This is a genomic window from Streptomyces durocortorensis (genome assembly GCF_016901035.1).
GTDB classification, from domain to species: Bacteria; Actinomycetota; Actinomycetes; order Streptomycetales; family Streptomycetaceae; genus Streptomyces; species Streptomyces durocortorensis.
This window is the reverse complement of sequence record NZ_JAFEUF010000035.1, coordinates 1-13,436: the sequence shown is the minus strand read 5'-3', so window position 1 is coordinate 13,436 and position 13,436 is coordinate 1. Positions and strand designations below refer to the sequence as shown.

Annotated in this window: 11 protein-coding genes and 1 pseudogene; 4 read left to right on the top strand and 8 right to left on the bottom strand. The window is 72.0% G+C overall.

Annotated elements, in window-relative coordinates:
* Positions 1-36: 36 nt before the first annotated feature.
* Positions 37-993 carry a bifunctional riboflavin kinase/FAD synthetase gene (locus JS521_RS10095; RefSeq protein ID WP_205082378.1) on the top strand — a complete coding sequence of 319 codons (957 nt, stop codon included), beginning with the start codon at positions 37-39 and terminating at the stop codon, positions 991-993.
* Between the two features lie 49 nt (positions 994-1,042).
* The gene (locus tag JS521_RS10090) at positions 1,043-2,203 is read left to right on the top strand and encodes an XdhC family protein (protein WP_205082377.1); all 1,161 of its coding nucleotides are present in this window, start codon (positions 1,043-1,045) and stop codon (positions 2,201-2,203) included.
* Positions 2,204-2,212: 9 nt separating this feature from the next.
* On the opposite strand, the gene JS521_RS10085 is transcribed toward JS521_RS10090, so the two are convergent.
* Positions 2,213-3,538 carry an MFS transporter gene (locus JS521_RS10085; protein ID WP_205082376.1) on the bottom strand — a complete coding sequence of 442 codons (1,326 nt, stop codon included), beginning with the start codon at positions 3,536-3,538 and terminating at the stop codon, positions 2,213-2,215.
* Positions 3,535-4,170 (bottom strand): ArsR/SmtB family transcription factor, encoded by a 636-nt coding sequence (locus JS521_RS10080; protein ID WP_205082375.1) that lies wholly within the window; start codon positions 4,168-4,170, stop codon positions 3,535-3,537. The genes JS521_RS10085 and JS521_RS10080 overlap by 4 nt, the downstream gene beginning before the upstream one ends.
* A 172-nt stretch (positions 4,171-4,342) precedes the next feature.
* Between JS521_RS10080 and JS521_RS10075 the strand changes: the two genes are divergently transcribed.
* Entirely contained in the window at positions 4,343-4,930 is a 588-nt protein-coding gene (locus tag JS521_RS10075) for a dihydrofolate reductase family protein (protein ID WP_205082374.1), read from the top strand.
* A gap of 12 nt (positions 4,931-4,942) precedes the next feature.
* A pseudogene (locus tag JS521_RS36560) lies at positions 4,943-5,035 on the top strand (VOC family protein); the annotation flags it as partial.
* Positions 5,036-5,109: 74 nt separating this feature from the next.
* Here the strand turns inward: JS521_RS36560 and JS521_RS10065 are convergent.
* From JS521_RS10065 to JS521_RS10040, 6 genes are all read right to left on the bottom strand, one after another.
* Positions 5,110-6,123 (bottom strand): oligopeptide/dipeptide ABC transporter ATP-binding protein, encoded by a 1,014-nt coding sequence (locus JS521_RS10065; protein ID WP_205082373.1) that lies wholly within the window; start codon positions 6,121-6,123, stop codon positions 5,110-5,112.
* A complete protein-coding gene (locus JS521_RS10060; protein ID WP_372448569.1) occupies positions 6,120-7,301 on the bottom strand; it encodes an ABC transporter ATP-binding protein in 1,182 nt (393 codons plus the stop codon). The genes JS521_RS10065 and JS521_RS10060 overlap by 4 nt, the downstream gene beginning before the upstream one ends.
* Positions 7,247-8,230 (bottom strand): ABC transporter permease, encoded by a 984-nt coding sequence (locus JS521_RS10055; RefSeq protein ID WP_239487042.1) that lies wholly within the window; start codon positions 8,228-8,230, stop codon positions 7,247-7,249. Before JS521_RS10055 ends, JS521_RS10060 begins: the two co-directional genes overlap by 55 nt.
* Positions 8,227-9,318: an ABC transporter permease gene (locus JS521_RS10050; protein WP_205082371.1), complete on the bottom strand. Its 1,092-nt coding sequence runs from the start codon at positions 9,316-9,318 to the stop codon at positions 8,227-8,229. The genes JS521_RS10055 and JS521_RS10050 overlap by 4 nt, the downstream gene beginning before the upstream one ends.
* Positions 9,319-9,321: 3 nt before the next feature.
* Entirely contained in the window at positions 9,322-11,199 is a 1,878-nt protein-coding gene (locus JS521_RS10045) for an ABC transporter substrate-binding protein (protein WP_205082370.1), read from the bottom strand.
* A gap of 218 nt (positions 11,200-11,417) precedes the next feature.
* Positions 11,418-13,436, bottom strand: a 2,019-nt coding sequence (locus JS521_RS10040) for a MinD/ParA family ATP-binding protein (RefSeq protein ID WP_205082369.1), incomplete at its 5' end; no start/stop codon positions are given.

Below are 13,436 nucleotides of genomic sequence, written 5' to 3'. Positions count from 1 at the left end.
ACACACGTACACAGGTTCGGGCGAGGAGCGGTCACAGTGCAGCGCTGGCGTGGCTTGGAGGACATCCCCCAGGACTGGGGACGCAGCGTCGTCACCATCGGCTCCTACGACGGCGTGCACCGCGGACACCAGCTGATCGTCGGCCGGGCCGTCGAGCGCGCCCGCGAGCTGGGCGTCCCGTCCGTCGTCGTCACCTTCGACCCGCACCCCAGCGAGGTCGTCCGCCCCGGCAGCCACCCGCCGCTGCTCGCCCCGCACCACCGCCGCGCGGAACTGATGGCGGAGCTGGGCGTGGACGCCCTGCTGATCCTGCCGTTCACCGCGGAGTTCTCGAAGCTGTCGCCCGCCGACTTCATCGCGAAGGTCCTCGTCGACCGCCTGCACGCCAGGGCCGTCATCGAGGGGCCCAACTTCCGCTTCGGCCACAAGGCCGCGGGGAACGTCGCGCTGCTGACCGAGCTGGGCGCCACCTACGACTACACCGTCGAGGTCATCGACCTGTACGTCACCGGCGAGGCGGGCGGCGGACAGCCGTTCTCCTCCACGCTCACCCGCCGGCTGATCGCCGAGGGCGACGTCACCGGGGCCGCCGAGATCCTCGGCCGCCCGCACCGGGTCGAGGGCATCGTGGTGCGCGGCGCGCAGCGCGGCCGCGAGCTGGGCTTCCCGACGGCCAACGTCGAGACCCTGCCGCACACCGCGATCCCCGCCGACGGCGTGTACGCCGGCTGGCTGGAGGTGGACGGCGAGTCGATGCCCGCCGCGATCTCGGTCGGTACGAACCCGCAGTTCGACGGCACCGAGCGGACGGTCGAGGCGTACGCCATCGACCGCGTCGACCTGGACCTCTACGGGCTGCACGTGGCCGTCGACTTCCTCGCGTACGTGCGCGGCATGCTGAAGTTCGACTCGATCGACGAGCTGCTGGTGGCGATGGCCGCCGATGTGAAGCGCTCCAGCGAGCTGACCGCCGCGTACGACCGCACCCACTGACGTACGCCGGGGGCGTGCGCCGCGCCCGGGTACGACGGATGCTGACAGGGTGCGCGACATCCTGCCCGACCTCCGTGCCCGGTGCGCCGACGGCGTCCCCCTCGCCCTGGCGACCGTCGTCGCCGTGCACGGCAGCGCGCCCCGCGACCCGGGCGCGGTCATGGCCGTCGACGCGGCGGGCACGGTGGTGGGCAGTGTCTCCGGGGGCTGCGTCGAGGGCGATCTGTACGAGGTCGCCCGCGAGGTGCTCGCCGGGGCCGGCCCGCGCGTCGTGTCGTACGGGATCAGCGACGACGAGGCGTTCGGCGTCGGGCTGACCTGCGGCGGCACGATCGAGGTGCTGGTGCGCGCGTACGCGACCGCCGCCGAGCGCGCGGACCTCGCGGCCGTCCTGGACCTGATCGCCGCCGACCTGCCGGTGGCCGAGGCGACCGTCCTGTCCGGCGCGGCGGAGACCGGGGCCCGCCTGGTGGTCCGCCCCTCCGATGCCGGTGCCGCCACCGGCACGCTCGGCTCCGAGGGGCTCGCCACCGGCACGCTCGGCTCCGAAGGCCTCGACGCCGCCGTCACCGCCGATGCCCGTGGGCTGCTGGCCCAGGGCCACAGCGCCATCCAGTGGTACGGGGCGCAGGGCCAGCGCCGGATGCAGGAGGTCGCCGTCTTCGTCCGGACGTACGCCCCGCCGGCCCGCATGCTCGTCTTCGGCGCGATCGACCACGCGGCCGCCACCGCCCGCATCGGCTCGTTCCTCGGCTACCGGGTCACCGTCTGCGACGCCCGCCCCGCCTTCGCCACCCGGGAACGCTTCCCCACGGCCGACGAGGTGGTCCGCGCCTGGCCGCACACCTACCTGGCGTCCACCGAGGTCGACGCCCGCACCGTGATCTGCGTCCTCACCCACGACCCCAAGTTCGACGTCCCCCTGCTCCTCGCGGCCCTGCGCACGCCCGCCGCGTACATCGGTGTGATGGGCAGCCGCCGCACCCACCACGACCGGCTCGCCCGGCTGCGCGAGGCCGGGGCGGACGAGGCGGCGCTCACCCGCCTCGCCTCGCCCATCGGCCTGGACCTCGGAGCCCGTACGCCGGAGGAGACGGCGCTGTCCATCGCGGCCGAGGTCATCCAGCACCGCTGGGGCGGGACGGGGCGGCCGCCCGGCGAGCTGACGGGGGCGATCCACCACCCCGGCGGGCCGGCCGGGGCGCGGTGATCAGGGCGATCACGGCACCGTCTTCGCGCCGTCCCGGGGAGCCGCCTCCGCCTCCTCCTGCGGTACGCCGTCCTCGCGGGGGCGGTCCATGGCCCGCCACTCCGGCCGCAGTCCGGCCAGGGTGGTGGTGAGGAAGTACGCGGCCCCGCAGACGAGCAGCACCGGAGTCAGTCCGGCGGCCGTCACCGCCGCCCCGGCGAGCAGCCCGCCGAGCGGGATGCCGGACCAGGCCAGCGAGTCCCCGAGGGCGTTGACCCGGCCCAGCATCCGGCGCGGCACGCGCTCGACGAGGACGGCGCCCAGGACGGGGTTGATGAACCCGGCGCCGAACCCGCTGACCGCGAAGACGGCCAGCACCGCGGCCAGGGGGGCGTCCAGCGCGAGGACCAGGAACCTCGGGGCCCCGGCCAGCAGGAACCCGACGAGGAACACCGCTCTGCGGGGCAGCCGGTGCGCGGCCATCGCGGCGATGAGGCTCCCGCCGACCGCGGCGGCCCCCAGCGCCGTGCTGGCCAGACCGATCGCCGCCGGTCCATGCCCGGACTCCTCGGCCCAGACGGGGATCATCAGGCTGGTCAGCGCCGCGTCCAGCAGGTTGGTGATCCCGACCATGACGATGACGGCGAGCAGCAACGGATCACCGCGCAGGAAGGTGAAGCCCTCGCCGAACCGCCGCCAGTAGCCCGGCTCCTGGTCGTCGGCCGATGCTGCGGGGTCCACGGCCGGACGCCCCATGCCGCGCGGCAGCGCGACGGCGACGATCACCGAACCGAGCACGAAGCAGCCCGCGTTGACGACGAGACCGGTCATGGGGCCGAGCAGCGCCACGAGGGCGCCGCCCGCCGCCGGTCCGATGGTGGAGGCGAGCCGCTCGATCACACCGGACAGGCCCATGGCCCGCTCCAGAGGTGTTCCGGCGCGCTCGGCGGCCTCCGGGACCATGACCTCTTTTGCCAGGTCGCCCGGGCCCCGAGCGGCCCCGATCAGCGCGACCAGGCCCAGCAGGACGGGGAAGGACAGCAGGTCCAGGGTGTGCAGAAGAGGGATCGACGCGGCGGCGGCCGCGCTCGCCAGGTCCGTGGTCCAGGAGACGGTCCGTGGGCCCGTGCGGTCCACCAGCGGGCCGGACAACGCCTTGACCAGGACGTACGGCGCCATCTCGCAGAAGGCGACCAGCCCGGTCCGGGTGGCGCTGCCCGTGCTGACGAGGACGAACCAGGGGAGGGCGATGAGGGAGATCCGGGTGCCGGTCACGGACGCGGCGACGGCCGCCAGCACCCCGGCCAGCGGCCGTAAGGACCGCTTGCCCGATATGGCCGGCCCGTCTTGCGTCACGGCGTCTCCTCTTCCGGGGCGGGCGTGTTCAGCTCGGGCAGGAAGTGGGTGATGACGCCGACGCGCTCCGCGCCCGCCGGGGCGGTCGCCGCGTTCTCCGGGGTGTCGCGCCGGTAGCGGCCGATGACCTCCCACACCTCCTGATAGAGCGCGGTCGTCTCCTCGGGTGTGAGCCGCAGAACCCAGTCGCTCAGATCGAACCTCTCCCGCCAGACGCGAGGCATCGTCTGCAGCTCGTTCAGCGTCTGCCGGGTGCGCAGGGCGTAGATGGAGGCGACGGACTGCTGGTAGGCGAGGGCGGCTTCCGGTTCCCGCTCGGCCAGTTCCGGGTCGTTGAACCAGGTCGTCCGGTGCACCGAACGCCACCAGCGCTCGCGGGCGTTGCCGCGTTCCGTGTCCTCCTCGACGAAGCCCGCCGCGCCGAGCTGACGCAGGTGATAGCTGGCCGTACCGGAGTTCACCCCCAGCCGCTCCGCGAGACGGGTGGCCGTGGACGGGCCGTGCTTCCGCAGCAGCCCGATCACCTGCACACGGACCGGATGCGCCAGGGCGCGCAGCCCCTTGGCGTCGAGGACGACCGATCCCTCGTCCAGTGATGGGTCGTCGGAAGGGTGCGCGGTGTTGTCTGTCATGCGGCAGACTCTAGACCGCGAAGAGTTCTTCGCAAAGGATTCTTCGCGAAGAACCCTTTGCGGTCTCCCGTGGCGGGGGTGCGGTGTATGCCGATCGATGAATTCCATGGGGTGCGGCGGTCACCATCTGCGGGACCGCGGGAAGATGCGCGTCCGTACCGAAGGAGACGCCGTGGCCAAGCTCATCTACTCCATGATCACCTCGCTCGACGGCTACGCCGAGGCGGTGGAGGGCGGTCTCGGCGCCGGGGCCGAGGATCCGGAGGTCCACACCTTTGTCAACGACCTCTTCCGGCCGGTCGGTACCTACCTGTACGGCCGGCGGATGTACGAGACGATGGTCTACTGGGAGACCGCGCTCGACGAGCCCGACCAGCCGCCGCACATCGCGCAGTACGCCCGCGACTGGCAGGCCGCGGAGAAGGTCGTGTACTCCACGACGCTCGACGCGGTGTCCAGTGCGAAGACCCGGATCGAGCGGTCATTCGACCCGGACGCGGTGCGCCGGCTCAAGGCCGAGTCCGATGCCGATCTCACCGTCGACGGCCCGAACCTCGCCGCCCAGGCCATCGCGGCCGGCCTGGTGGACGAGTACCACCTGTTCATCACCACGAGCGTGGTCGGCGGCGGCAAGCGGTTCTTCCCCGACGGCGTCCGCCTCGACCTCGAACTGGTCGAGGAACGTGCCTTCGGCAGCGGGCTCATCTACGCGCGCTACCGCACTCCCGACCATGATCAGGGGCCGTCCGGCACCCTTTGAGGTGTGCGGCATGGCGCGACCCGGGCCGAGGTGGGGCAGGGAGACGTCCCCTGGGCCGTCCTGGCCGACCCGGAGGGCAACGAGTTCTGCGTCCTCGCCCGGCGCTGACGCGGAACGACGCCGCCCCCGACCGTCGCCGCCACGCCGGGAGAGGCGGCGACGCTTTTACGGGATGTTCCTCAGGCCTTTCCGCCGCACGCCGCCGCCCAGTGGCACGCCACCTGGGTGTCCCCGCCCCCGTTCAGCACCGGCAGATCGACCGTGCGGCACGCCTCCGCCACCCCCGCCCGCTCCGCCTCGCCCGAGGCCAGGACCTGGCAGCGCACGTGGAACCGGCAGCCCGCGGGCACCTTCGAGGGGTCCGGGGGCTCGCCGGTCAGGACGACCGGTTCGCCCTGCGCCTCGGGGAGAACCGACAACAGGGCCTGTGTGTACGGGTGCTGAGGGGCTGTGAGCAGTTGCTCGACCGGGCCCGTCTCGACGATCCGGCCCAGATACATCACCGCCACCCGGTCCGCGATGTTCCAGGCGAGCCCCAGGTCATGGGTGACGACGAGGGCCGAGAGGCCCAGCTCGTCCCGGAGGCGCAGGAGAAGAGCCAGGATCTCGCCCCGTACCGACGCGTCCAGCGAGGCCACCGGCTCGTCGGCCACGATCAGTTCCGGCTCCAGGACCAGGGCCCCGGCGATCACCACGCGCTGGCGCTGACCGCCCGACAGCTCGTGCGGGAAGCGCAGGAAGAACCGCTCCGGGGGGCGCAGGCCGGCTCGGGAGAGGGCCTCCGAGACGGCCGCCCGCTCGTCCCCCGCGTACCCGTGGATGCGCAGACCCTCGGCCACCGCGTCGTACACCGTGTGCCGGGGGTTGAGCGAGCCGCTCGGGTCCTGGAGCACCAGCTGTACGCGTTTGCGGTACGCCTTCAGCGCCCGGCCCGTGTAGTCGAGCGGAGCACCGCCGAAGGTGACCCGGCCCGAGGTGGGCGGGACCAGGCCGAGCAGGGAACGGGCCAGCGTCGTCTTGCCGCAGCCGGACTCGCCGACCAGCGCGACGATCTCGCCGGGCCGGATGTCCAGGTCGACGCCGTCGACGGCGCGGGCGGTGGCGGCCCCGCGGCGGCCGGGGAACGCGACCTTCAGCTTCTCGGCGCTGAGGAGCGGCGCGGTGCTGACGAGGGGCGGGGGCGTGGTGCTCAAGAGGTGCTCCTTGCTTCGTCGTCCCCGGGCTGTGCGCCGCCCGCGTTGACACCCTTGGCATCGGGCCGGGCGCTGTCCACATGCGTCCCGTCCACGTCCACCAGGACGCAGGCCGCCCGGCGCTCGGGTCCGGCATCCCGCAGCTCCTGGTCCTCGGTGTCGCAGGAGTCCAGCGCCACCGGGCAGCGCGGATGGAAGGTACAGCCGCCCGGCAGCGCGGCCGGGTCCGGTGGGTCGCCCGGCAGGCCGCGCGGGGCGTGCCGCGAGGACAGGTCCCCGATCCTGGGAAAGGCGGCGGAGAGGGCCTTGCCGTACGGATGGCGGGCGTCCGTGTACACCTCCGCCGCCGGGCCCTCCTCCACGACCCGGCCCGCGTACATCACCGAAAGCCGGTCGCAGGTGTCGGCGAGCACCGCCAGGTCGTGGCTGATCATGATCAGGCCGACGTTCTGGTCGGCCACCAACTGCTCGATCAGGCGCAGGATCTGCGCCTGGATCATCACGTCCAGCGCGGTTGTCGGCTCGTCCGCCACGATCAGCCGCGGATCGCAGGCCAGCGCCATCGCGATCATCACGCGCTGGCGCTGCCCGCCGGACAGCTCGTGCGGATACGCCTGCGCGCGGGCGGCCGGCAGTCCCACCTGTTCCAGCAGCTCACCGGCGCGCTTGCGGGCGGCGGCCGGGGTGGCCTTGCTGTGCAGCAGGATCGGTTCGGCGATCTGGTCCCCGACCCGGTGGACGGCGTTCAGCGAGTGCATCGCCCCCTGGAAGACGATCGACGCGCCCGCCCAGCGGACCGCCCGCAGACGGCCCCACTTCATGGTGAGGACGTCCTCGCCGTCGAGCAGGATCTCGCCCGTCAGCTTCGCCGTCGCGGGCAGGAGGCGGAGCAGGGCCAGGGCCAGCGTGGACTTGCCGCAGCCGGACTCCCCGGCGATGCCGAGCTTCTGCCCGGCCTCGACCCGCAGATCGACGCCCCGTACGGCGGGGACGGCGTCGGCCCCGCCCCCGTACGTGACGGTCAGGTTCCGCACCTCCAGGAGCGGGGGTTCGCCGACCGGCTCCGACAGGCCGGGTGCGCCGGACGGATCCGGATTCGGCGTGGTGGTCGTGGTCGTGGCGGTCAACGGGACACCCCCAGCTTGGGGTTGAGCACGGACTCGATGGTGCGGCCGCACAGCGTGAACGCGAGGGCGACCACGGCGATGGCGAGTCCGGGCGGAGCGAGGTACCACCAGTTGCCGGAACTGACCGCGCCGGCCTCGCGGGCGTCCTGGAGCAGACCGCCCCAGGAGACGATCGTGGGATCGCTGAGCCCGAGGAAGGCGAGGGTGGCTTCGGTGAGGATGGCGGTGGAGATCACGAGCGTGGTCTGGGCGAGCACCAGCGGCATCACATTGGGCAGGACGTGCCGCGACATGATGTGCCCGTGACCGCCGCCGAGCGCCCGCGAGCGTTCGATGTACGGGCGGGACTCGACGGACAAGGTCTGGGCGCGGACCAGCCGGGCGGTCGTCGGCCAGGTCGTCACGCCGATCGCCAGGATCGTCGTCCAGATCGACCGGGACAGGACCGTGGCCAGGGCGATGGCCAGCACGAGGGTCGGCATCACCAGGAACCAGTCCGTCACCCGCATGATGACGGTGGCGTACCAGCCCTTGAAGTGACCCGCGGTGATGCCGATCAGGGTGCCGATCGCCACGGACAGGAACGCGGCGAGCAGCCCGACCGTCAGCGACACCCGCGTGCCCCACAGCATCAGGGCCAGCAGGCTGCGCCCGAACTGGTCGGTGCCGAGCGGGAATTCACCGCTCGGCTCCTCCAGCGGGCCGCCCGGGGCGTTCGTCACGCTCTGCGAGTCGGCACCGACCAGCAGCGGGGCGGTCAGCGCGAGCAGGGCGATCACCGTGAGCACGGCGAGCCCGACGAGGCCGGCGCGGTGGGTGCGGTACTGCCGCCAGAAGCGGGTTACGGCCTGCCGTCGCCGGGCCCGGGTCAGGGCGCGCGGGCTCTGCGCCCGTACATTCCCGGGGGGCTGTGAGGGCTTCCCGGCGTCCGGCTGCTGCGGCTTCTGCGGTTCGGAGGGCTTCTCCATCGACGTCGTCATCGGCCCACCCGGGGGTCCAGCAGCGGATAGATCACATCGGCCAGCGTGTTCATCAGGATCACCGCGGCGGCGAACACGAAGAACAGCGCCTGCACCAACGGCAGGTCGGGCACGCTCAGCGCCTGGTAGAAGAGGCCGCCGAGACCCGGCCAGGAGAACACCGTCTCCACCAGGATCGCCCCCGCCACCGTCGTACCGAGGTTCACGAAGAGCAGGGTGACGGTCGGCAGCATCGCGTTCGGCACGGCGTGCCTGCGGCGGACGAGGTCGTCGCGCAGTCCCTTCGCGCGGGCCGTGGTCAGGTAGTCGCTGCCCATCTCGTCGAGCAGCGAGGAGCGCATCACCAGCAGGGTGCGCGCGTACTCCACGGCGACCAGCGTGACGACGGGCAGCACCAGGTGGTGGGCGATGTCCAGCACCCGGTCGAAGCCCTCGGTGTCGCCGGACTCCATACCGCCGGTCGGGAACATCCCGGGGATCGGGCCGATGCCCACCGACAGGGTGATGATGAGGAGCAGACCGAGCCAGAACGACGGCACCGAGTACAGCGTCAGCGCGAACGCCGTGTTGGCCCGGTCCCCGGCAGTGCCGTTGCGCCACGCGGAGCGCGCGCCCAGCCAGATGCCGAGCAGCGTGTAGATGACGAAGGCGGTGCCGGTCAGCAGCAGGGTGGCGGGCAGCGCCTCGGTGATCTTGTCGACGACCGGGGCGCGGAACTGGTACGACGTACCGAAGTCGCCGGTCAGCGCCTTGCCGCAGTACTGCGTGAACTGCTGCCACAGCGGCAGGTCGAGCCCGAACTCACGGCGCATCGCCGCGATCTGTTCGGTCGACACCTGGCGGCCGCCGGTCATCTGCTTGACCGGGTCGCCGGGGATCAGCCGGAAGAGGAAGAAGCTGGTGACGAGGACGGCGAAGAGGGAGACGGCCGCCCCGGCGAGCTTGCCCGCCGCGTAGCGGGCGTAGGCGGCCGTACTGCGGGAGCGTGGGGAGCGGGCCGACGGCCCGGCCGGAGCCGGGCCGCCGGATTCGGTGCTCTCCACGCCCGCCGCGCCCTTCAGCAGGGCGGGGGTGCTTTCTGAGCTCATGGACTATTCACGGTCTTCCGCGGTGGAGCGGCGACGCATGGCGAACAGCAGTCCGCCACCGGCGAGGACGACGACGGCGATCCCGACCCCGACGAGCACCCCGGTGGAGGAGCCACCGGAGTCGGAGGAACCGGACGAGGAGGCCCCGGCGGCCGGGACCGCCGACCACCAGCTCCAGTAACCGTCCTGGCCGTAGATGTTGCCCGCGGCCGACGGCATGGTGGTGATGGACTCGATGTGGTCGGTGCGGTAGGCCTCGACGGCATTCGGGTACGCCATGACGTTCATGTACCCGGTGTCGTACAGCCGCGACTCCAGTTGCTTGACCAGATCCGCCCGCTTGGCGGGGTCGTACTCCGCCAGTTGCTTCTTGTAGAGCTCGTCGTACTGCTTGTCGCAGATGAAGTTGTCGGTCGCGGCCGTCTCCTTCGCCTTCGCCGGCAGGGCGGCGCAGGTGTGGATGGAGAGGACGAAGTCGGGGTCGGGGTTGACGGACCAGCCGTCGAAGGCGAGGTCGTACTCACCGGCGTACCAGGGGTCGGAAACGTTGTCGAGGCAGTCGACCTTCAGCCCGATGCCCTGCTCGCCCCACCACTCCTGGAGGTACTTGCCGATCGCCTTGTCGTTGGGGTCGGTGGCGTGGCAGAGGATACGGAAGTCGAGCGGCTTGCCGTCCTTGCCGACGCGCTTGCCCGCCCCGTTCTTCTCGTACCCGGCCTCGTCGAGGAGGGCGGCGGCCTTCTTCGGGTCGTAGGCGAGCTTCTGGCCGTCCGCCGGCTTCCAGAAGTAGTCGCCGAAGCGCGGCGGGATGTAGCCCTCGCCCTCGACGGCGTGGCCCTGGAAGACCTTGTCGATGATCGTCTTGCGGTCGACCGCCATGAACAGCGCGTGCCGCACCTTCTGGTCCAGCAGCGCCGGGTGGCCGTCGCCGAACTTCTGACCGTCCTTGGTCCGCGCACCCGGGTTGACGGCGAGCGCGAAGAAGCGGCGGCCCGGTGCGTCGTTCACCTTGATGTCCGGGGCGCTCTCCAGCGAGGCGGACTGGGCGGGCGTCAGGCTGGGGCTGCCCGCGACGAAGGAGACCTCACCCTTGCGCAGGGCGGCGACGGCCGCGTCCTGGTCCTTGTAGTAGCGGAAGACCAGCTCGTCGAACTTGGGCGAGCCGCGCCAGAAGTCCTTGTTGGCCTTGAGCTTCACATAGCTGTCGACCTTGTAGTCCGTCAGGATGAACGGACCGTTCCCCACGACGGGGAATTCCTTGTCGTTGTTGAACTTCGAGAAGTCGCCGACCTTCTCCCAGACGTGCTGCGGCACGATCGGGACGTCGAGCGCGGCCATCGTGGCCTGCGGCTCCTTGAGCTTGATGACCAGCTTGTCCTTGCTGGGCGCGGTCACCTTCTCGAAGTTGCCGACGAAGCTGCCGTTGGAGGTGGCCGCCCCCTCGTCGGTCATCATCTTGTTGAACGTCCAGGCCGCGTCCTCGGCGGTGGCCTGCTGCCCGTCGGACCACTTCGAGTCCGAGCGGATCGTGTACGTCCAGGTCAGCTTGTCCGCGGAGGGCTCCCACGCGGTGGCCAGGCCCGGGATCGCCTTGTTGTCCTTGGCGTCGTAGTTGGTGAGGTAGTCGTACATCAGGCGGTGGATGCTCGTGCTGACCAGCCGCTGCGCCAGGAACGGGCTGAGCGAGTCGACGCTCTGCGCGACGGCGACCGTGAGCGTCGTCTTCCCGTCGTCGGCGCGGGCCTCGGAGGGCGCGGGGGCGAGCAGATTGCCGGGCACCACGGAACCGGCGGTCAGCGCCAGCGCGGCCGCGCCCGAGGCCAGTAGGAGGCGCAGGCGTCGGCGTGGCCGGAAGGAGTGGTGAGGAACTCTTGTGACCATGGACGGGGACCTCGCGTCGTCACTCGCTGAAGAAGGCGGGCAGATCTCTGGTTCGCCAGTTGGTGAAGCGAAGGTTTATCAGCGGTGGTCGAGGCTCGTCAACGGTGTGTCAAACCGCGTGTGGGCTGCGGGAATGCGGAAGGGCTCGCACCGCGCGAGCGATGCGAGCCCTCATTGGTCTAAACCACTTTGGCCGTTTCGGCGGCCCTGCCGCCGGCCTACTGCTGCGGTGCCGGCGGCGGCTGCGGAGGCGTCTGCTGCCACCCGGCGGGCGGCACCGGACCCTGCAGATCGGGCTGGCCTGCCGGGTTGGCCTGGCCGCCCTGCTGCTCCGGCTGCCCCTGCTGCGGCACACCGGCCCCGGGCGTACCGGGCCCGGCCTGCGGGGGAGGCGACTGCTGCCACCCGTTCTGCGGTCCGCCCGGCGCCGCCTGCGGCGGGTAGGGGGCCTGGGGTGCGCCCGGCTGACCGGCCGTCTGATATCCCCCGTACGGCGGCTGTCCGCCGTAGGGCTGCTGCCCCGGTCCGGCGTACGGCTGCTGCGCCTGGTGCCCCTGCTGGGCCTGGTGCGGCTGCCCGGGGTGCTGCGGCTGCGGGGGCTGCTGCTGGTAGGGCCGGCCGGGGGCGGGCTGCTGCGGTGCGTACGGCTGCTGCCCCGGGATCTGCTGACCGGGCATCTGCTGGCCCGCTGCGGGCTGGCCGGGCTGGCCGTGTTGACCGGGGCCGCCGGGCTGTCCCGGCATCGGCTGGCCCGGCACCTGCTGGCCCTGCCCCGGGTAGCCGTAGCCCTGCTGGCCGGGCATCGGCGGGGCGAACTGCGGCGGCGGGTTCTGGCCGTCCGCCGTCCACAGCCCCTGCTGCTGCTGGGCCCGCGCGAAGTCCTCGGCCACCAGTGCCGAGAGGTGGAAGTACGCCTCACGGGTCTTGGGCCGCATCATGTCGAGGTCGACCTCGGCGCCCGCCGCCAGGTGCTCGTCGAACGGCACGACGACGACGCCGCGGCAGCGCGTCTCGAAGTGCTGGACGATGTCGTCCACCTTGATCATCTTGCCGGTCTCGCGGACACCCGAGATGACGGTGAGCGAACGCTGCACCAGGTCCGCGTACCCGTGCGCCGAGAGCCAGTCCAGCGTCGTGGAGGCGCTGGAGGCCCCGTCGACCGAGGGGGTGGAGATGATGATCAGCTGGTCGGCGAGGTCGAGGACCCCGCGCATCGCGCTGTAGAGGAGGCCGGTGCCGGAGTCGGTGAGGATGATCGGGTACTGCTTGCCGAGCACCTCGATCGCGCGCCGGTAGTCCTCGTCGTTGAACGTCGTCGAGACGGCCGGGTCCACGTCGTTGGCGATGATCTCCAGACCGGAGGGCGCCTGCGAGGTGAACCGGCGGATGTCCATGTACGAGTTGAGGTACGGGATCGCCTGGACCAGGTCGCGGATGGTCGCTCCGGTCTCGCGGCGCACACGGCGGCCGAGCGTACCGGCGTCCGGGTTGGCGTCGATGGCGAGGATCTTGTCCTGCCGCTCGGTGGCCAGGGTCGAGCCGAGCGCGGTCGTGGTCGTGGTCTTGCCGACGCCGCCCTTGAGGCTGATGACGGCGATGCGGTAGCAGGAGAGCACCGGCGTACGGATCAGCTCCAGCTTGCGCAGCCGCTCGGCCTCCTCCTTCTTGCCGCCCAGCTTGAACCGGGAGGCGGCGGAGGGGTTACGGCTGCTCTTGGCCTTCTGCTTGCCCCGCACCAGCCGGTCGGAGGAGAGCTCGACGGCCGCGGTGTACCCGAGCGGGGCACCGGGCACCGACCGCTCGCGCTGGTCGTGCGCGACGGGGGTGGGCCAGGCCGCGCCCGTACGCGGGTCGACGGGCTGCTGCTGGTGTTGCTGGTGCGGCGGCTGATCCTGGGCCGGGGGCTGCTGCCCGTACGTCTCCGGCTGCTGCTGGTGCTGCGGGGAGACGTGCGCGGGGAGGTTCGGGGTGCCCTGTGCCGGGAAGGGCGCATTGGGCTGGTGGCCGCGCTGACCGGGCTGGCCCGGCTGAGGTCCGGGCTGTCCGGGCCGGCCGGTCTGGGGGAAGCCGTAACCGTCCTGCTGTCCGGGCTGGCCGGTCTGCGGGAAGCCGTAACCGCCCTGCGGCGGGAAGCCGTAACCGCCCGCGCCCTGGGGGGACTGGGGGTGCGCCTGCGGCGGCAGCGGTGCGCCGGGGCTGGGGAGGGGGTGGCCGGGCTGCCCGGGGAAGGGCTCGTG

What these genes read in the sequence shown, in the direction of transcription:
- JS521_RS10080 (WP_205082375.1), bottom strand. Translation starts at nt 4,170, where the DNA reads ATGACAGACAACACCGCGCACCCTTCCGACGACCCATCACTGGACGAG.
- JS521_RS10055 (WP_239487042.1), bottom strand. Translation starts at nt 8,230, where the DNA reads ATGACGACGTCGATGGAGAAGCCCTCCGAACCGCAGAAGCCGCAGCAG.
- JS521_RS10050 (WP_205082371.1), bottom strand. Translation starts at nt 9,318, where the DNA reads ATGAGCTCAGAAAGCACCCCCGCCCTGCTGAAGGGCGCGGCGGGCGTG.
- JS521_RS10045 (WP_205082370.1), bottom strand. Translation starts at nt 11,199, where the DNA reads ATGGTCACAAGAGTTCCTCACCACTCCTTCCGGCCACGCCGACGCCTG.